This window comes from Nocardia implantans (genome assembly GCF_035544775.1).
Classification (GTDB): Bacteria; Actinomycetota; Actinomycetes; order Mycobacteriales; family Mycobacteriaceae; genus Nocardia; species Nocardia implantans.
The window spans coordinates 762,776-781,233 of record NZ_JAYKYQ010000002.1; the positions used below are offsets into that span (position 1 = coordinate 762,776).

The following is an 18,458-nucleotide window of genomic DNA, read 5'->3' on the forward strand; positions in this document are numbered from 1 at the left end:
GAGACGTATCCGCGATGGCGGACCACACTTCCAGCAACAGCGCGTACCCGCGCGTCGACCTGAGCGTCGGCAGCGGGGCGTCGTTCCCCGAGATGGAGCGCCGCGTGCTCGACGCGTGGGCGGCCGCCGACACTTTCCGCGCGAGCATCGAAAACCGTTCCGGCGCAGCCGAATTCGTCTTCTACGACGGGCCGCCCTTTGCCAACGGTCTGCCGCATTACGGACATTTGCTCACCGGATACGTCAAAGACCTCGTCCCGCGTTTCCAGACGATGCGCGGCAAGCGGGTCGACCGGCGATTCGGCTGGGACTGCCACGGATTGCCCGCGGAAATCGAAGCCGAAAAGCAGCTCGGTATCACGGACAAATCACAGATCGATGCGATGGGGCTCGCGGAATTCAACGCGGCCTGCAAAACATCGGTGCTGCGCTACACCGGGGAATGGCGCGACTACGTGACGCGCCAGGCCCGCTGGGTCGACTTCGACAACGACTACAAGACACTGGACACCGACTTCATGGAGTCGGTGATGTGGGCGTTCAAGTCGCTGTACGACAAAGGGCTGATCTATCAGGGCTTCCGGGTGCTGCCCTACAGCTGGTACGAGCAGACGCCGCTGTCGAATCAGGAAACCCGCCTCGACGACGCCTACAAGATGCGCCAGGATCCTGCGGTCACCGTCGACATGGCGTTGCGCGTGCCCGCCGAGCATCCGCTGCACGAACTCGACGGCGCCAACGCGCTGATCTGGACCACCACGCCGTGGACGCTGCCGTCCAACTTGGCGATCGCGGTGCACCCCGACGTCCGCTACGTGCACCTGCGCGCGGCCGACGGCAAACGCTATGTGCTCGCGGCCGAACGGGTCTCGCACTACGCGCGGGAGTTCGGCGAGGAGCCGGAGGTGCTCGCGGAGTTCGACGGCGCCGCGCTGGCCGAGCTGTCCTACGCGCCGCCGTTCGACTTCTTCGCCGGCCACCCCAACGCCCACCGTGTGCTCACCGCCGACTACGTGACCACCGACTCCGGCACCGGCATCGTGCATCTGGCGCCCGCGTTCGGTGAGGAGGACATGGACGTCGCCTCCGCCCACGGCATCGAACTGGTGCAGCCGCTGGATCCGGGCGGCAAGTTCACCTCGATGGTTCCGCCGTACGAGGGCCTGATGGTGTTCGACGCCAACCCGGTGATCATCAAGGACCTCAAGGCCGCCGGGAAGCTGTTGCGGCACGAGACGATCGAGCACTCCTACCCGCACAGCTGGCGCTCCGGGCAGCCGCTGATCTACATGGCCGTGCCGTCCTGGTTCGTCGCGGTGACCAAGTTCCGCGACCGCATGGTGGAGCTGAACAAGCAGATCACCTGGGTGCCCGAGCACATCCGCGACGGCCAGTTCGGCAAGTGGCTGGAAGGCGCGCGCGACTGGAACATCAGCCGCAACCGCTACTGGGGCAGCCCGATCCCCGTCTGGGTGTCCGACGACCCGGCCTACCCGCGCGTCGACGTCTACGGCTCGCTGGACGAGCTCGAGCGCGACTTCGGTGTGCGCCCGACCGATCTGCACCGTCCGATGATCGACGAGCTCACCCGGCCGAATCCCGACGACCCGACCGGCAAGTCGACCATGCGCCGGGTGCCGGAGGTGCTGGACTGCTGGTTCGAGTCCGGTTCGATGCCGTATGCCCAGGTGCACTACCCGTTCGAGAACAAGGAGTGGTTCGACAGCCACTTCCCCGGCGATTTCATCGTCGAGTACAACGGGCAGACCCGCGGCTGGTTCTACACGCTGCACGTGCTGGCGACGGCCCTGTTCGACAGCCCGGCGTTCAAGACCGTGGCCGCGCACGGCATCGTGCTCGGTGACGACGGCTTGAAGATGAGCAAGTCCAAGGGCAACTACCCGGACGTCAACGAGGTGTTCGACCGGGACGGCTCGGACGCGATGCGCTGGTTCCTGATGAGTTCGCCGATCCTGCGCGGCGGCAATCTCATCGTCACCGAGCGCGGCATCCGCGAGGGCGTGAGCCACGCGCTGCGGCCGCTGTGGAACGCGTGGACCTTCCTGCAGCTGTACGCCTCGAAGCCCGGTGTGTGGCGCACGGATTCGCCGCACGTGCTGGACCGCTACATCCTCGCGAAGCTGGCGCGCACCAGGGACGTCATCACCGAGGCGCTGGAGACCTACGACATCGCAGGCGCCTGCGAGGAACTGCGCTCCTTCGCCGACGCGCTGACCAACTGGTACGTGCGGCGCTCACGCTCGCGGTTCTGGAGCGAGGACCGCGACGCGGTGGACACCCTGCACACGGTGCTCGAGGTGGTCACCAGGCTGGCCGCGCCGCTGCTGCCGCTGATCACCGAGGTGATCTGGCGCGGGCTGACCGGCGGCGAGTCGGTGCACCTGGCCGACTGGCCGAAGGAGGGCGAGCTGCCGGACGATCCGGAGCTGGTCGCCGCCATGGACGAGGTGCGGGTGGTGTGCTCGACGGTGCTGAGCCTGCGCAAGGCGCAGAACCTGCGGGTGCGGCTGCCGCTGGCCGAGGTCACCATCGCCGCGGCCGACGCGGAGCGGCTGGCGCCGTTCGCCGACATCGTCGCCGACGAGGTCAACGTCAAGAAGGTCGATCTGACCACCGACGTGGACGCGCACGGCCGGTTCGAGCTGGTGGTCAACGCCCGCGCCGCGGGACCGCGACTGGGCAAGGACGTGCAGGCGGTGATCAAAGCGGTCAAGGCGGGCGAGTGGTCGGAGGACGCCGACGGCACGGTCCGCGCGGCCGGGATCGCCCTGCTGCCTGAGGAGTACACCCAGCGCCTGGTCGCGGCCGAACCCGAGTCGACCGCGGCGCTGCCGGGCAACGCGGGCCTCGTGGTGCTGAACTCGGTGGTCACCGAGGAACTGGAGGCCGAGGGCTGGGCGCGGGACCTGATCCGCGACCTGCAGGAGACCAGGAAGTCCGCCGGGCTGGACGTCTCCGACCGCATCACCGTGGTGCTGGACGTCCCGGCGGACCGGGCCGCGTGGGCCGAGACGCATCGTGACCTGATCGCGGGTGAGATCCTGGCCACCACGCTGACCTTCGGCGACGCCGGCCCGGAAGCCGCCGATCTGGTCGGCGGTGTACGCGCGAAGATCGCCAAGGCCTGAGCGTCGGGTACTTCGGCGAGCCGGGGCGGGACCGAAAGGTCCCGCCCCGGCTTTTTCGGGTCGGTACGGCGGACGACGTACGCATCGCCCCGCGACCGGACCGCTACCCAGCAGCAAGGTGCTCGGCTTCCGACATCGGCGGCCACCGTCACTACATAGTGATTTAGATCACATGCTGAGAGTTTGCTGATTCCCGACAATTCGCCGATATCCCAGGCACAATCTGCGATGTCGCTACTGTTGCCCAGGCGTTCTCCGGGGGCGGCAGTTTCTCTTTTTCGCGTGTCGTACTTGGGATTCGGCCGTGCTGGGAACGTGTCCGGCACGGGTGGCCGCGGCTCCGCATCGGGGACCGCTGCCGATGCCATATGTTAGCCAGGCTGCCGATCGGCGGCCAGTCAACTGCGCCCATGGAAGGGGCGAGTACGTGCCGAGAAAATCGTTGCATCGCATCGCACTCGGATTCTTGCTCTCGATCATCGCGACTCTTCTGCTCGCCGGACCGGCGTGGGCCGACACCGGCAGCGCCTCCGGCAGCGGGCCGGGCAGCGCGTCATCCGGTTCGTCGGGCACCGGCAGTTCGTCGTCCGGCAGCGCCAGCGGCTCGGCCGACCTGCCGATACCCAGTGTGTTCGGCGTCGGAGCGCTGGCCGCGGCGACGACGCAGATCGGCAAGCCCTACGAATGGGGCGGCACCGGCCCCGACAGCTGGGACTGCTCGGGCCTCGTGCAGTGGGCGTATCGCCAGGTCGGCGTGCGCCTTCCGCGGACCACCTGGCAGCAGGCGAAGGTGGGCGCGCCCGTCCCGCGTGGTTCGCTGTCGCTCGGCGACGTGATCGTGCTGAACAGTGACGGTTCGCACGTCGGTATCTACGCGGGCAACGGCCAGGTGCTCAACGCCTACGGGCAGGGCGTGCCGGTCGGCTTCACTCCGCTGGACGAATTCGACATCTACGCCATCCGTCGCTTCTGAGCGCACCCGGCGCGGCTACGCCCGCGCGGAAACGGCCCCGACTTGCGAATGTGGGCCGGGGCCGCGGCGACTCGGCCGTGCCCGCCGTCGGACGGGAGCGGCACCGATGCGCCGACGCCGGATGCACCCTGGTCACCGCTCGGCGCGGGGCGGACAGCACCGCCGCGCTCCGGGTGGCCGGGGTGCGGTCAGTCGCCGAGGCCGTCGGCGAGGGTGCGCAGCAGCGGTCCGTACTGCTGATGGGCCAGCGCCGAGGCGAATTGCGCCACCAGATAGTCGGCCGGGTTGCCGGTGTCGTACCACCGGCCGCGGATGACCTGGCCGTAGACCGGATTGTTCGCCGCGTGCACGTTGATCGCGTCGGTGAGATACACCTCGCCGGTGCGGTGTTCGTACCACGCTTCGGTCTGCCTGCGCAGCTCGTCGATGATGCCGGGGGTGACGACGTAGCCGCCGATCGCGGCGAAGGACGACGGCGCGTCCTTCGGCTTCGGCTTCTCCCGCAGGCCGGTGATGCGCAGCAGGCCGTTGCCGTGATCGTCGGCGACCACCGGAACGCCGTAGCGCTGCGACTCGGCGGGATCCATCGGCATCAGCGCCAGCACCGGGGCTCCGGTGGCCTCGTAGGCGTCGATGAGCTGCTGGGCGCGGGGCACGTCGGCGACGAATACGTCGTCCGGCCACAGCACCAGCATGGGCTCGTCGCCCAGATTGCGGGCGGCGTTGAGCACCGGGGTGCCGTTGCCGTAGGGCCCGTGCTGGTCCAGGTAGGTGATGTGGCCGAGCCGCGACAGCTCGCCGACCTCTTCGACAGCGTCGGCGAAGGCGGTCTTGCCGTCCGCGCGCAGCTGGGCCACCAGTGCGGGATTGGGCCGGAAGTGATCCTGGATGAGTGATTTTCCGCTGCTGACCACGATGGTGATGTCGGTGATGCCCGAAGCGACCAGCTCGCGGACCGTGTGCTCGATCACCGGCTTGTCGCCGACCGGCAGCATCTCCTTGGGGATGGCCTTGGTCAGCGGAAGCAGCCGGGAGCCGATACCGGCGGCCGGGATGACGGCCTTGCGGATATTCATGGGTCCGATCATCACATATCGGACCGAGGGTCCGGCCCCGTCCCCGCGGCACGTCGGCGGTTATTTCAGGACTGTCCGGTACCGGGTTCGGCGCGGAAAAGGGCAGATCAACGCCGTCGCGGCGGGACGGATCGGCCTGCGGAGGCGCGAGCGAGGGCGGGGCGATACCGACAGGTAACCAGCAGCTAGCGCACAGCCACCGGACAGCGTCACCGCCGGGCCCGGACTGTCGGTGCACGGGCGTACATTGCACCCGTGCGTACCGAGAAACCGACCGTCGAGCGCGTGGCCGCGCCGTCGACGGGGATCGGGAGCACCTCCGGCGCAAGCCCGGCGAGCCCGCCGCCGGTGCTCGCCGACGCGGACAGCGCCGCACGGCGCTGGGTGCTGCACATCGACATGGACGCGTTCTTCGCCTCCGTCGAACAGCTGACCCGGCCGACGTTGCGCGGCAGGCCGGTGCTGGTCGGCGGGACGGGCGGACGCGGCGTGGTCGCCGGAGCCAGTTACGAGGCGCGCGTGTTCGGCGCCCGGTCGGCGATGCCGATGCATCAGGCGCGCCGGCTGGTCGGTGTCACCGCGGTGGTGGTGCCGCCGCGGGGAGCGGTCTACGGCGTGGTCAGCGGGCAGGTGTTCGACGCGCTGCGCAGCCGGATCCCGGTGCTGGAGACGTTGTCGTACGACGAGGCGTTCGGCGAGCCCGCCGAGCTGGCCGGCGCGACGGTCGCCCGGGTGCACGCGTTCTGCGAGGAATTGCGCGCCGTGGTGCGCGCACGCACCGGGTTGACCGCCTCGGTGGGCGCGGGCACCGGAAAACAGCTGGCCAAGATCGCCTCCGGCTTGGCCAAACCCGATGGGGTGCGGGTGATCTCGCCGGTCGAGCAGCCGCGCCTGCTCGCGGGTCTTCCGGTGCGCAAGCTGTGGGGGATCGGCCCGGTCGCGGAGGGCCGGTTGCGCTCGCTGGGCATCGAGACCGTCGGCGCGTTCGCCGCGCTGCCGGAATCGGAGGCGATGTCGATCCTCGGCGGCAGCATCGGCGCCGCGTTGCACCGGCTGGCGCGCGGCATCGATGACCGTCCGGTCGCCGAACGCACCGAGGCGAAACAGATCAGCGCCGAGACAACCTACGAAACCGACATCGTCAGTCTCGAGCAGCTGCGTCCTGCCATCGAGGACATGGCCGCCGCGGCGCACCGGCGCCTGACCGGTGACGGGCGTGCCGCGCGCACGGTGGTGCTGAAGTTGAAGAAGTCCGATATGAGCATCGTCACCCGCTCCTTCACACTGCCTTATGCCACCGAGGATCTGGCCACGCTCGCCGCCGCCGCGCAGCGCTCCGCGCTCGACCCGAGGGAGCTGGGCCCGATCCGTCTCGTCGGCGTCGGCTACGGCGGCCTGTCCACCGTCCGCCAGGAATCGCTGTTCCCCGAACTGGATCGCGGCACGGCCGGAATCGCTTCGGCGCGGCCCGAACCCGAACAGCCGCAGGTCGCTGACCTCGGCGATGCCGACCGCACCGCGCCGGTCCTGCCCATCGCCGCCTGGCATCCCGGCATGGACGTGTCGCATCCCGAGCACGGTCACGGGTGGGTGCAGGGCGCCGGGCTCGGCGTCGTGACCGTCCGCTTCGAAACCCGTTCCACCGGCCCGGGTCCCGCGCGCACCTTCGCCGCCGACGATGCCGCGCTCACCCGGGCCGATCCGCTGGGCAGTCTGCGCTGAGATCCGGGCTCGCGGCTCGACATCGCCCGGCCGGGCGCGTACGTTCGCTGCCGACGACCATCGCCGGTCCGGCTGACGCCGCCCGGGGCCGGTAGCCTGGGACCTCGTGCAGCGCCGCCGGTTCGGGGGCGGCTGCCATGGTGAACACGACACGGACCTCTCGAACGCAAAGGACGAGCAGTTGAAGCTTCGTAAGACTGGACGCATCGCGATCGCCGGACTGGCCATCGTCGCCGCGCTTGGCCTGACCGCCTGTGGTGGCGACGACAAGGACAGCAAGCCCGCCGCCAAGACGTCGACCAGCGCCAAGGCGTCGGCGACCGCGAGCGCGAACCTGCCGCCGGTCCCGACCCCCGCGGAGCTGAACACCGCCCTCGCCCGTGCGCTCGACCCGTCGGTGCCCGCCTCCGAGAAGCTGGACAACGTCCAGGGCGCCGAGGCCGACCCGACGCTGCCGGACCGCCTGTCCCAGGCCGCGTCGGGCGCCGACGTGAAGATCGAGGTCACCGACGTCACCTCCTTCGGCGACAGCGTGAACGCGAAGGCCAAGTTCACCCTCAACGGCCAGGAGAACATCGTCGACGTGCCGTTCGTCGCCGACAACGGCAAGTGGAAGATCCAGAAGGCATGGGCCTGCACCATGCTGACCAACCTCGGTCAGCAGTCGGTGGCCTGCAGCTGAGTGCACTCGACGGCCGGTCGCCGGGGCTCCGCCTCGGCGACCGGCCGTCGTCGTAGGAAAAGCTCTGGCGCACTTCATACTTCGCATAACACCCGGTGCGCCGCTCAGAGTATGCGCAGAATCGCGTACATCGAGGTGGCCTGCGCGTACAGCTCGCCGTCTTCGGCGCCGATCAGCCGGGCCTCGGCGCTGGCCGTGGTGGGGCCGACGTGGACCGCGGTGCCTTCGCAGCGCAGCTTTCCGGTGTCGCCGCGCACGGCCCGGTGGATGTCCATCCCGATCTTCACCGAGGTGGAACGCGTCCCGCCCGCCAATCGCGTCAACACGGCCGAGCCGAGGGCCGATTCGAGCAGCGTGGCCACGAAGCCGCCGTACACCCCGCCCGTCGGGTCGAGCAGCTGATCGCCCGGCTGGCCTTCGAAGACCACGATTCCGTCGCCGACCTCGACCAGCCGGAAACCGAGTGCGCCCAGGATCGGCGCACCCGGGAATCGTCCGTCCAGGGTGGCCTGCAGGATTTCCCGCCCGGTCATGCCGAGCGGATCGGGAGTCGCGGCGGGCGTTCGCCACGTGTCGGTCCGGGAGCGGAGAGGTCTGGGCGCGGTCATGCATCGACGCTACGGAGCAGCCGCAGCCCGCAGAAGTGTCGGATCCGACACGTTTGCGACCGATCCCGACGAACTGCTACAGCTTCCGCACCGTTAGATCGGGCATCGCTTCGTAATCGCCATCTTGCGTGACCATCGGAATGTCATGTGCCAGTGCGGTTGCTGCGATCCAGCAGTCGTTGATCGGTACTTTGCGCCCGGCGGACCGAAGGCGTGCGATCAGCAGCGCCCAATGTGCGACGGTCTCATCCACCTCGAGTGGCTGAACCCGTTGCGCGAGCTGGTAGCTCGCCAACCTACGTGCCGACACTTCGGGACTCATCGCTTCACTGTTCACCACGGCAGGTCATCCGTCGTTTCGGTCAGGGTCTCTCGTAGTTCCTGTCGGAGGCCTGTGGTATCCGGGCCGAGGCGAGCCAGTTCTCGGAGAATTTCCGAGGCGGGCACCCATTGCCGCCGCCTGGATATCGGGATGATCTTCGCGACCGGTCGGTTGTCCTTGAGAATCTCGATCTCTTCGCCGGCCTCGACGCGACGCAGTACCTCGGCGGTGTGATTTCGCAGTTCACGAGCGGGCAACGCAGTCATGCTACGCGCGTAGCAAACTGCTGCGTCGTGCTCATGGCGTCGACCGGGTTTCGTCCGCGAGCAGGCTGGATTCGGTGGCTCCCGCGCGCGCCGCGCGTCGCGCGCGACGGGTCCGCAGCAGCGCGTCGGCGGTGAAGAGCGCCAGCGCCACCCAGATCAGAGCGAAACCGGCCCACCGGGAGGCGGGCATCGGCTCGTGGGCGACGGCGACGCCCCAGGCCATCTGTAGTGCGGGTGTGAGGTATTGCAGCAGGCCCATGGTGGACAGCGCGACCCGTTGGGCGGCGACGGCGAACAGCAGCAGCGGAAGCAGGGTGACCGGCCCGGTGGCCACCATCAACACGGTATGTCCCGCTCCGGTGGCGAATTCGCTGTGCCCGGTGATCGCGAGGGCGATCACGAACGCCAGCGCGAAGGGCGCGGCGACGATGCCCTCGGCCGCGATGCCGCGCAGCGCGTCCAGCGGGATCACCTTCTTCACCAAGCCGTAGGTGGCGAAGGAACAGGCCAGTGCCAAGGCGATGATCGGTGGTCTGCCGTAGTCGACGGTGAGCACGGCCACCGCGGTCGCGCCGAGCGCGAGGGCGGCCCACTGGGCGGCGGCCAATCGCTCCCGGAAGATCACCACCCCGAACGCGACGGTGACCAGCGGGTTGATGAAGTAGCCGAGCGCGCACTCCACGACGTGCCCGGAGATGACCCCGTAGACGTACACGCCCCAGTTCAGCGTGATCGCGGCCGAGGCGACGGCCGCGAGGCGCCAGACCCGGCCGCCGATGCCGCGCAGCTCGCGGATCCGGCCGGTTACGGCGAGTACCGCCAGCACCACCACCAGCGTCCAGACGACCCGCTGCGCCACCACCTCGCCCGGGCCTGCGAATGCCAGCAACCCGAAGAACGCGGGGAAAAGTCCCCACAAGAAGTACGCGCTCGCTCCGAACGCCACACCGGGGATGGACCTGCTTCGCCGCACGATGTACGAACGTAGTTGTCACGTAGCCTTGCGGTCATGTCGATTACCGTGCAGGCGTCGGGCGCCACCGGATTGACCGCGGCCGAGGTCGAGCGACGCCGCCGCGACGGGCTGACCAACGACGTCCCCGATCGCGCGAGCCGTTCGGTTCGCGACATCGTGCGCGCGAACGTCTTCACCAGGATCAACGCCATCCTCGGGGTCCTGTTCGTGCTGGTACTGGCCACCGGATCGATCATCGACGGCATGTTCGGCCTGCTGATCGTCGCCAACAGCGCGGTCGGCATCATCCAGGAGATCCGCGCCAAACGCACCCTGGACGAGCTGGCCATCGTCAGTCAGGCCAAGCCGACCGTCCGCAGGGACGGCAGGGCCGTCGAGGTCGCGCCGCACGAGGTGGTGCTCGACGACCTGATCGAACTCGGTCCGGGCGACCAGATCGTGGTGGACGGAACGGTCGAGGAATCCGCGCAGCTCGAGGTGGACGAGTCGTTGCTCACCGGCGAGGCCGACCCGATCGACAAGGCGATCGGTGCCACCGTGATGTCGGGCAGCTACGTGGTGTCCGGGTCCGGCGCCTACCGCGCCACCAAGGTCGGCAGGGACGCCTACGCGGCGCGGCTGGCCGAGGAGGCGAGCAAGTTCACGCTGGTGCACTCCGAGCTGCGCAGCGGTATCGACAAGATTCTGAAGTTCATCACCTACCTGCTGATCCCCGCAGGCCTGCTGAGCATCTACAACCAGCTGGTCTCCAGCAACGAGTCGTGGCGGCCCGCGGTCACCGGCATGGTGGCCGCGCTGGTGCCGATGGTGCCCGAGGGCCTGGTACTGATGACCTCGATCGCGTTCGCGGTCGGCGTGGTGCGACTGGGCCGGCGGCAGTGCCTGGTCCAGGAATTGCCCGCGATCGAAGGGCTGGCCCGCGTCGACGTGGTCTGCGCGGACAAGACCGGCACGCTCACCGAGAACGGCATGCGGCTGTCGGACCTGAAGGTCCTCGGCGCCTTCGACGACACCGAGGTGCGCACCGCGCTGGCCGCGCTCGCCGCCGACGATCCGCGTCCGAACGCGAGCGTGCAAGCGATCGCCGAGGCGCTGCCGGACGGTCCCGGCTGGCAGCGCACCGCCGTCGCGCCGTTCTCCTCGGCCAAGAAGTGGAGCGGCTGCTCCTACGGCGAGCACGGCGACTGGCTGCTGGGCGCGCCGGACGTGCTGCTGGACCCGGATTCCGCGGACGCGCGAGTCGCGGAGGAACTCGGCGCCTCCGGTCTGCGCGTGCTGCTGCTGGCGCGCGGTGACCGGGCGGTGGACGCGGCGGACGCCCCCGGCGTCGTTCGGCCCGCCGCCTTGGTCGTGCTGGAACAAAAGGTCCGGCCGGACGCTCGCGACACCCTCGACTACTTCGCCGGCCAGGACGTCTCCATCAAGGTCATCTCGGGCGACAACGCCGTGTCGGTCGGCGCGGTGGCCTCTTCGCTGGATCTGCCCGGCGGCGAGCATCCGGTCGACGCGCGGCAGTTGCCGGAGGACCTCGACGGACTGGCCGACGTGCTGGACGGCAACACCACCTTCGGCCGGGTGCGCCCGGATCAGAAGCGCGCCATGGTGTCGGCCTTGCAGGCGCGCGGGCACACGGTGGCGATGACCGGCGACGGGGTCAACGACGTACTCGCTCTGAAGGATTCGGACATCGGCGTGGCGATGGGCGCGGGCAGCCCGGCGACCAGGGCGGTGGCGCAGATCGTGCTGCTGGACAACAAGTTCGCCACGCTGCCGTACGTGGTCGGCGAGGGCCGCCGGGTGATCGGCAACATCGAGCGGGTCTCGAATCTGTTCCTCACCAAGACCGTCTACTCGGTGCTGCTGGCCTTCCTGGTCGGCATGGCCGGGATCGGATCGCAGATCTTCGACTACGAGCCCATCGGCTACCCGTTCCTGCCGCGCCACGTCACGATCGCGGCCTGGTTCACCATCGGCATTCCGGCGTTCATCCTCTCCCTCGCGCCCAACAACGAGCGGGCCCGCACGGGTTTCGTCGGGCGCGTCATGCGGTTGGCCATCCCGTCGGGGGTGGTGATCGGCGCGGCCACTTTCGTGTCCTACCTGATCGCCTACGCCGGGCCGCACGCCAGCGAGGAGCAGAAGGTCCAGGCGGGCACGACCGCGCTCATCACGCTGATCATGATCGCGGTGTGGGTGCTGGCCATCGTCGCGCGGCCGTACGCGTGGTGGAAGGTGGTGCTGATCGCGGTGTCGGTGGCGGCGTACGTGGTGCTGTTCACCGTTCCGTTCACCCGCGAGTTCTTCAAACTCGACCCGTCCAACCTCGCGCTCACCGGCGCGGCGGTGAGCTGCGGCGTGGTCGGCATCGTGCTCGTGGAGGCGGCCTGGTGGGTGAGCGCGGCGCTGCGCGGAGAGAAGCGGCAACTGCTGCCGAGCTCGCCCGGCGGAGCCGCCTGACAGACTGGACGCCTGACTCGCCGCGCCACGAGAAGCCTTGTGCGAAGCGGCCATTCAGACTTGGAGTACCTTCTGGAGATTATGGAGGTACTGCTGCACCAGATCGACGCGTTCGCCGACGCACCGTTCTCGGGCAACCCGGCCGCGGTGATGCCGCTCCCGTCGTGGCTGCCGGATGCGTTGCTGCAACAGCTGGCCGAGGAGAACAACCTCGCCGAGACCGCGTTCTACACCTCGCGCTTACCTCCCGAAGCGGGCCTGCCGCCGGGCGAGTGGCCCGCGTTCCACCTCCGGTGGTTCACTCCGAGGGTCGAGGTCGCGCTCTGCGGGCACGCCACGCTGGCTAGCGCCGCGCAGATCCTGGCCGACCTGCACCCCGGCGAGGACCGGGTGAGCTTCTACACGCGCAGCGGCTGGCTGCACGTCGACCGCACCGACGACGACGAGTTCGTCCTCGATCTGCCCGCCGTGCCGAGTATCCCGGTGCAGCCCGATCCGGCGCTCGTCGCCGCGCTCGGGGTGCGTCCGGTGAGCGGGTACTCCGGCACCGACGAGGTGATCGTGGTGGCGACCGAACAGGAGGTGCGCGATGTCGCGCCCGTGCTGGCGGCCTTCCCCGCGCTGCCGCGCGCCGCGATCGTCACCGCGCCCGGCGATTCGGTCGACTTCGTCTCCCGCGTCTTCGCCCCGGCCGTCGGCGTCCCGGAGGACCCGGTGACCGGATCGGCGCACGCGCAGCTGGTCCCGCTGTGGAGCGAGCGGCTCGGCCGCACCGAACTGCGCGCAAGGCAGCTGTCGCGCCGCGGCGGAAGCCTGCGCTGCGAGTTGACCGACGACCGGGTGCTGCTGTTCGGACGATGCCGCCGCTACCTCGACGGCGTGGTCACCCTGCCGGACTAGCTCACGGTTGCGGAACCGGTCCGTCGTCGGGCAGTGGCCCCACGACGTCGCGATAGTCGGGCAGCAGCGGGGCCACCGCGAAGCTGCCCGCCACCGCGTCGGCGGGAAGCGCCTGGACCGCGCGAATGCCGTTCTGCCCGGCTAGGTCTCGCAGTTGCGCCGGGGCGCCCCGGACGACCAGCCCGACGACGCAGCCGCAGCCGCCGCGCAGTCGCGCGGCGGAGAACGCGACCACGCGCGCGGAGCGCTCGTCGGCGGGGCGGGGCAGCAGCCAGGCCGCGTCGGAGGACGAATCCACGGCCGACGCAACGCCTTCCGGTACGGGCACGGCCACCAGCGGCGTCTGCACGCCGGGCGCGGGCACCCGGTAGAGCACCTGCGCGATACGCAATCCGCCGCTGTGTGCCGGAATGTCGCCGGGCGCGAGGGGCTCGGTGAACGACGCCAGCGCCCAGCGTGGCTCGTCGCCGCCCGCGTCCAGCGAGTCGCGTGCGCGGGCGAGATACTCCGCGACCTGCTCGCCCTGGTCGGGCCCGAGCCGGTCGGTGGACACCGCGGTGCGATACGGCGGATACAGCGCGCCGAGCGCAAGGATCAGCGCGACCAGCGCGACGGCCGCCGCGCCGAGGAGGATTCCGCGCCACGGCGGCACCCGGCGCTCACGCATCGCGCAGGACGTCCAGCGCGTGTCTCAGGTCGTCCGGGTATTCGCTGGTGATCTCCAGGTAGCGGCCGTCGGCGGGGTGCTGGAAGCCCAGCGACCGCGCGTGCAGCCACTGCCGCTGCAGCCCGAGCCGCTCGGCCAGGCGCGGATCGGCGCCGTAGGTGAGATCGCCGCAGCACGGGTGGCGGATCGCGGAGAAGTGCACGCGGATCTGATGGGTGCGGCCGGTCTCCAGGTGGATGTCGAGCAGGCTGGCCGAATGGAACGCCTCGACGGTGTCGTAGTGGGTGACGCTCGGTCGTCCGTCGGCGGTGACCGCGAACTTCCAGTCGTTGCCGCGGGCCCGGCCGATCGGGGCGTCGATGGTGCCGCTGCTGGGGTCGGGATGTCCCTGCACGAGGGCGTGATACCGCTTGTCGACGGTGCGCTGCTTGAACGCGCGCTTGAGCACCGTGTACGCGTGCTCGGACTGCGCGACCACCATCACGCCGGAGGTGCCGACGTCCAGCCGGTGCACGATGCCCTGCCGCTCGTGGGCGCCCGAGGTGGAGATGCGGTACCCGGCGGCGGCGAGCCCGCCGACCACCGTCGGCCCGCTCCAGCCGACGCCGGTGTGCGCGGCCACGCCGACCGGCTTGTCCACCGCGACGATGTCGTCGTCGGCGTAGAGGATCTTCATGCCCTCCACCGGTTCGGCCTCGATGGTCAGTTCCCGCTTCGGCTCCGGGAAGATCACCTCCAGCCAGGCCCCTGCGGTGAGGCGGTCGGATTTGCCTGCGGCGACGCCGTCGAGCTGCACCGACCCCTCCTCGGCGAGCGCGGCCACCGCCGTGCGGGACAGGCCGAGCAGACGGGCCAGGCCCGCGTCGACGCGCATGCCGTCGAGCCCGTCGGGGACGGGCATGGTCCTGGTCTCCCTCATGCCGCGCTGCCCTCGCTCGCACCGGTCTTGCCGTGGCCCACCCGGGTGCCGTTCGGTTCGAAGCCGAACACGGTCAGCACGACCAGCAGGATCGCGCCGCACACGATGGCCGAGTCCGCGACGTTGAACACCGGCCACCAGCCCACCGCGACGAAATCCACCACGTGCCCCTGCAGCGGGCCCGGCGCGCGGAACAGCCGGTCGGCCAGATTGCCGACCGCGCCGCCGAGCACCATGCCCAGTCCGATCGCCCACCCCAGCGAGCGCAGAGTGCGGCCGATGCGCACCACGCCGATGACGACGGCGGCGGCGACCAGGGTCAGCAGCCAGGTCATGCCGGTGGCCATGGAGAACGCGGCGCCCGGATTACGCACCAGGCTCAGGCGCGCGAAGTCGCCGATGATCGGCACCGGATCGCCCGGGGTGAGCTTCGCGACCGCGAGGGTCTTGGTGAGCAGATCCAGGCCGAGCACGACCGCGGCGAGGACGAGCAGTGTCCGCAGGCGCTGCGGCGGAGCCGACACGGTCGTCGGATCTGCGGTGTTCGCTGGGGTTTCCTCGGGCGGCCGGTCGTCACTCACACCGACCATCATCTCTCGAGCGGAATCGAGCGCCGTGCGCGCGTCCGATTGCCGCTGCCCCGCGCCTCGGGCGTTCGCGTGCCGCGCCGACCGGCTCGCATCCGAATGTCCCAGCTGACACTCAGGAATCGGTCGTACCCTGTTGCTCGTGACGGTGTTGTCTTCTCCCCGCCTGCCACGAAGCGCGAGCCATGCCCGTAGCGCGCGCTCGGGTGTGCTGCTCATGGTGCTCGCGGTCGGGCTCTCGGCCCTCGGCGTCGGTTGCGGCGACCGCGCCGAGTCGAGCGGTGAGGCCGACGGAACCGAGCCGCTCGGCATCGGCAAGGAAGTGACCGTGCCGATTCCGGCCGCCGTGACCACGGTCCAATCGGCCGGCGCCGAGCCGCGATCGCTGCTGCGGCCGGAGTATCCGGCCGGCACCGTGCAGCGGGTCACGCTCTACACCGCCCACCACATCGAACAGCGGATCGACGGGCAGCCCAAGCCCGACTTCTCCACCCCGGCTATGACCATTCCCATGACCGCCGAGACCACCGCCGAAGGCATCGATCTCACTCTGGGCACGGTCACCTCGCCGGATCCGACGCTGGCCAAAGCGCTCACCAAGATCGGCGGTTCGCACGCCGGTTTCGACCTCAGTGATCTCGGCGCGATCACCGCCCTGCGCCTCGAGCCGGCGCCCGACGCGTCCAACACCGCGCGCTCCGCCCTCGAGCAGGCGTTCTACCAGGCGGTCTATCGGTCGATCGCGTTCCCGGACGAGCCCGTCGGCGAGGGCGCGGTGTGGACGGTGCGGCAAGAGGTCAACAGCGGCATCCTGCTGGACCAGGTGACCACCGCGACGCTGAGCAAGCGCGACGGCGACCGGCTCACCATCGAACTGCGCGTCACCCAGAAGCCGAAGTCGCCGGTGTGGGACCTGCCCAACAACGCGGGCACCCTGGACATCGACGACTACGCCATGCAGGGCGCGGGCACCATCACGGTGGATCTCGGCTTGCCGCTGCCGGTGGCCGGGTCCATCACCGTCGGCGGGCACCAGGCCTACCGCGACCCGCACAGCGAGAGCACGCTGCAGCAGACGATCGATACGCAGGTGTCGTGGGCCGAATGATCCGCCGATGCGGAATGCTGGCCGCGCTCGTGCCGCTCGTCGTCGCCGGATGTGGCTCGCAGGAGCCCGCGCCTGCCGGAAAGGCCGATCTTCCCGCGCTGGGTCCGGTCGTTGCCGCGGCCCCCGTGACCACCGCCCCTGAGACCGATTCCGCTCGGCTGCGCGAGCGATTGCTCGGCGACACCGACCTTCCCGCCGGTTTCACCGCGCTGCCGCCTGCGGCCGAACCCGGGGCAGGCGCTGCCAGCGGTTCGCCGACGAATCCGGCCGAATGCGTGAAAGTGCTCGCGCCGCTCGGTGCGCAACGCTCCGGCGCGCTCGCGCGGGCGTCCACGCACTACGCGGGGCCGAATTTCTCCAGTATCGATATCGACGCGGCCAGTTATCCGGCGGACACGGTCGCGGCCGCTTTCGCGGACGTGCAGGGAATTCTGCGTCGCTGCGCGCACTACGCCAGCGCCGACGGCTCCGACATCCCGGTCGACTACCGCGTCGGCGGCCTGGCCCAGCCGCCCGCCGGCGATGCCTGCGCGCCGTTCCAGGTGCGCACCACCAGCGACGACCTGACCCTCGGCTCGTCGGTCGCGATCGTCCAGGTGGGAAGCACGTTGGTGCAGGTCGCGGTGACCGCGCCGGAGTCGGTCGACCCCGGGGTGCTCAGCGCGCTGACCGCGGCCCAGGTGCGCAGAGTGCAAGGCGTCGCCGGACCGTGATTTCCCACGATCCGGCCGAATCGCGCCGGTCGCCGGAATAGGCTCGGCATGGTCCGACACAACGCCTCGACCGGAGGTTTCCGATGTCCGATGTCAAGCCCGTTCCCGAGGGATATCCGGTGGTGTCGCCCGGATTGGCGATCGACGGCGCCGCGGCGGCGATCGATTTCTACAAGAACATCTTCGGCGCGACCGAGCGCATGCGAATGCCGGGTCCGGACGGCAAGATCGCGCATTGTGAGCTGATGTTCGGCGATTCCGTCGTCATGCTCGGCGATTCGGCGCCCGATATGGATTTCCTCGACCCGAAGACGATCGGCGGCACCCCCGTCAACCTGTACGTGTACGTCGAGGACGCCGACGCCGCCTTCGCCGCCGCGCTGGCCGCCGGCGCCAAGGAACTCACGCCCATGACCGACCAGTTCTACGGCGACCGCAGTGGCGCGTTCGAGGACCCGTGGGGGCACCGGTGGACCGTGGCCACCCATGTGGAGGATGTGCCGCCCGACGAGATGGACCGCCGGATGGCCGAGCAGTTCGGCGGCTCCTGAGCGCGGTCGGACCGGCTCAGTCCGCCACCACCGAATCACCGGAGACGCGCACGCCGCGCGGTGCGAGTGGTCTGCTCGCCGGCCCGCGTGCCACCGAGCCGTCCAGCGTGAACCGGCTGCCGTGACAGGCACAGTTGATGGTGCCCCCCGAAACGGTCGCGACCTTGCAGCCGGCATGCGTGCACACCGAGGACAGTCCGACGAAGGTTCCCGCGCTGGGCTGGGTCACCACGATGTCGCCCACGATCACGCCGCCGCCGACGGGGATGTCGGCGGTCTTGGCCAGCGCGTTCGCGGGGCGGTCCGCATCGGCGGGCCGGTCTCCCTGCGCGGCGGGGGTGGCATCGGGCGCGGGGTCGTCCTGGGCGGAGGCGGTGCAGGCGGTGACCGCCGCGGCGGCGATGCCCGCACCGGCGATGACCACACCGCGCCGAGTGCGGAGCTGGTCATGGGTGAGCCAGGGCTCGAGTCGTTTCATCGGATCTCCCTCGAAGGCGCGGCCTGCGCTGTGCCGGTTCCGCGTTCGCCTTGTTCACGGGGAGGGTGATCCGGCGGTTCAATCCGGAATGGAGCGACGGACCCGGACCCCCTCATCTGTTCGTGGCCGGGTCCGCCGCTCCTTGTGGTTACCCGCGGGCGATCGATTCGAACACCTTCGGGTCGACGAGGGTGGAGGTGTCGCCGAGTTCGCGTCCTTCGGCGACGTCGCGTAGGAGGCGGCGCATGATTTTGCCGCTGCGGGTTTTGGGGAGTTCGGGGACGATGTGGATTTCGCGGGGTTT

18 protein-coding genes are annotated in these 18,458 nt (G+C 69.9%); 9 read left to right on the forward strand and 9 right to left on the reverse strand.

Annotated features, from left to right (window positions below):
- The first annotated feature begins 14 nt into the window (after positions 1-14).
- Together ileS and U3653_RS07755 are read left to right on the forward strand one after the other, a co-directional pair.
- Entirely contained in the window at positions 15-3,149 is a 3,135-nt protein-coding gene (gene ileS, locus U3653_RS07750) for an isoleucine--tRNA ligase (protein WP_195077873.1), read from the forward strand.
- Positions 3,150-3,576: 427 nt separating this feature from the next.
- Positions 3,577-4,122 (forward strand): NlpC/P60 family protein, encoded by a 546-nt coding sequence (locus tag U3653_RS07755; protein ID WP_323124697.1) that lies wholly within the window; start codon positions 3,577-3,579, stop codon positions 4,120-4,122.
- A 188-nt stretch (positions 4,123-4,310) separates the two neighbouring features.
- On the opposite strand, the gene U3653_RS07760 is transcribed toward U3653_RS07755, so the two are convergent.
- Positions 4,311-5,198 carry a UTP--glucose-1-phosphate uridylyltransferase gene (locus U3653_RS07760; RefSeq protein WP_218020679.1) on the reverse strand — a complete coding sequence of 296 codons (888 nt, stop codon included), beginning with the start codon at positions 5,196-5,198 and terminating at the stop codon, positions 4,311-4,313.
- A 399-nt stretch (positions 5,199-5,597) separates the two neighbouring features.
- Between U3653_RS07760 and U3653_RS07765 the strand changes: the two genes are divergently transcribed.
- Both U3653_RS07765 and U3653_RS07770 read left to right on the forward strand, forming a co-directional pair.
- On the forward strand, positions 5,598-6,920 hold the full coding sequence (locus U3653_RS07765) for a DNA polymerase IV (RefSeq protein WP_195077960.1): 1,323 nt from the start codon (positions 5,598-5,600) through the stop codon (positions 6,918-6,920).
- A 181-nt stretch (positions 6,921-7,101) separates the two neighbouring features.
- Positions 7,102-7,602, forward strand: coding sequence for a WKL family lipoprotein (locus U3653_RS07770; RefSeq protein ID WP_195077875.1), 501 nt, complete (start codon positions 7,102-7,104; stop codon positions 7,600-7,602).
- A gap of 104 nt (positions 7,603-7,706) precedes the next feature.
- Here U3653_RS07770 and U3653_RS07775 read toward each other — a convergent pair whose 3' ends face one another.
- From U3653_RS07775 to rarD, 4 genes are all read right to left on the reverse strand, one after another.
- Complete coding sequence (locus U3653_RS07775; RefSeq protein WP_195077876.1) at positions 7,707-8,210, reverse strand: PaaI family thioesterase; 504 nt, start codon at positions 8,208-8,210, stop codon at positions 7,707-7,709.
- A gap of 76 nt (positions 8,211-8,286) precedes the next feature.
- The gene (locus U3653_RS07780; protein ID WP_195077877.1) at positions 8,287-8,532 is read right to left on the reverse strand and encodes a PIN domain-containing protein; all 246 of its coding nucleotides are present in this window, start codon (positions 8,530-8,532) and stop codon (positions 8,287-8,289) included.
- Positions 8,533-8,543: 11 nt separating this feature from the next.
- Positions 8,544-8,798, reverse strand: a complete 255-nt coding sequence (locus tag U3653_RS07785) for a type II toxin-antitoxin system Phd/YefM family antitoxin (RefSeq protein ID WP_067811137.1) — start codon at positions 8,796-8,798, stop codon at positions 8,544-8,546.
- A gap of 31 nt (positions 8,799-8,829) precedes the next feature.
- Complete coding sequence (gene rarD / locus U3653_RS07790) at positions 8,830-9,774, reverse strand: EamA family transporter RarD (RefSeq protein WP_397070147.1); 945 nt, start codon at positions 9,772-9,774, stop codon at positions 8,830-8,832.
- Between the two features lie 33 nt (positions 9,775-9,807).
- Here rarD and U3653_RS07795 point away from each other — a divergent pair, with 33 nt between their 5' ends.
- Positions 9,808-12,231 (forward strand): HAD-IC family P-type ATPase, encoded by a 2,424-nt coding sequence (locus U3653_RS07795; protein WP_195077879.1) that lies wholly within the window; start codon positions 9,808-9,810, stop codon positions 12,229-12,231.
- 81 nt (positions 12,232-12,312) lie between these two features.
- Positions 12,313-13,131: a PhzF family phenazine biosynthesis protein gene (locus U3653_RS07800; RefSeq protein ID WP_195077880.1), complete on the forward strand. Its 819-nt coding sequence runs from the start codon at positions 12,313-12,315 to the stop codon at positions 13,129-13,131.
- A gap of 1 nt (position 13,132) precedes the next feature.
- On the opposite strand, the gene U3653_RS07805 is transcribed toward U3653_RS07800, so the two are convergent.
- The 3 genes from U3653_RS07805 to lspA are packed head-to-tail and all read right to left on the reverse strand — an operon-like array spanning position 13,133 to position 15,310.
- On the reverse strand, positions 13,133-13,798 hold the full coding sequence (locus U3653_RS07805) for a hypothetical protein (protein WP_195077881.1): 666 nt from the start codon (positions 13,796-13,798) through the stop codon (positions 13,133-13,135).
- Positions 13,791-14,717, reverse strand: a complete 927-nt coding sequence (locus U3653_RS07810) for an RluA family pseudouridine synthase (protein WP_067811124.1) — start codon at positions 14,715-14,717, stop codon at positions 13,791-13,793. The genes U3653_RS07805 and U3653_RS07810 overlap by 8 nt, the downstream gene beginning before the upstream one ends.
- A complete protein-coding gene (gene lspA, locus U3653_RS07815; protein WP_195077882.1) occupies positions 14,714-15,310 on the reverse strand; it encodes a signal peptidase II in 597 nt (198 codons plus the stop codon). Before lspA ends, U3653_RS07810 begins: the two co-directional genes overlap by 4 nt.
- A 211-nt stretch (positions 15,311-15,521) precedes the next feature.
- Between lspA and U3653_RS07820 the strand changes: the two genes are divergently transcribed.
- The 3 genes from U3653_RS07820 (at position 15,522) to U3653_RS07830 (ending at position 17,676) form a co-directional block, all read left to right on the forward strand.
- A complete protein-coding gene (locus tag U3653_RS07820; protein ID WP_195077961.1) occupies positions 15,522-16,412 on the forward strand; it encodes a hypothetical protein in 891 nt (296 codons plus the stop codon).
- A complete protein-coding gene (locus tag U3653_RS07825; RefSeq protein ID WP_195077962.1) occupies positions 16,409-17,125 on the forward strand; it encodes a sensor domain-containing protein in 717 nt (238 codons plus the stop codon). Before U3653_RS07820 ends, U3653_RS07825 begins: the two co-directional genes overlap by 4 nt.
- Positions 17,126-17,208: 83 nt before the next feature.
- Positions 17,209-17,676 carry a VOC family protein gene (locus U3653_RS07830; RefSeq protein WP_195077883.1) on the forward strand — a complete coding sequence of 156 codons (468 nt, stop codon included), beginning with the start codon at positions 17,209-17,211 and terminating at the stop codon, positions 17,674-17,676.
- A gap of 16 nt (positions 17,677-17,692) precedes the next feature.
- Here the strand turns inward: U3653_RS07830 and U3653_RS07835 are convergent, their stop codons facing one another.
- Entirely contained in the window at positions 17,693-18,154 is a 462-nt protein-coding gene (locus U3653_RS07835; protein WP_195077884.1) for a Rieske (2Fe-2S) protein, read from the reverse strand.
- Positions 18,155-18,458: the final 304 nt, after the last annotated feature.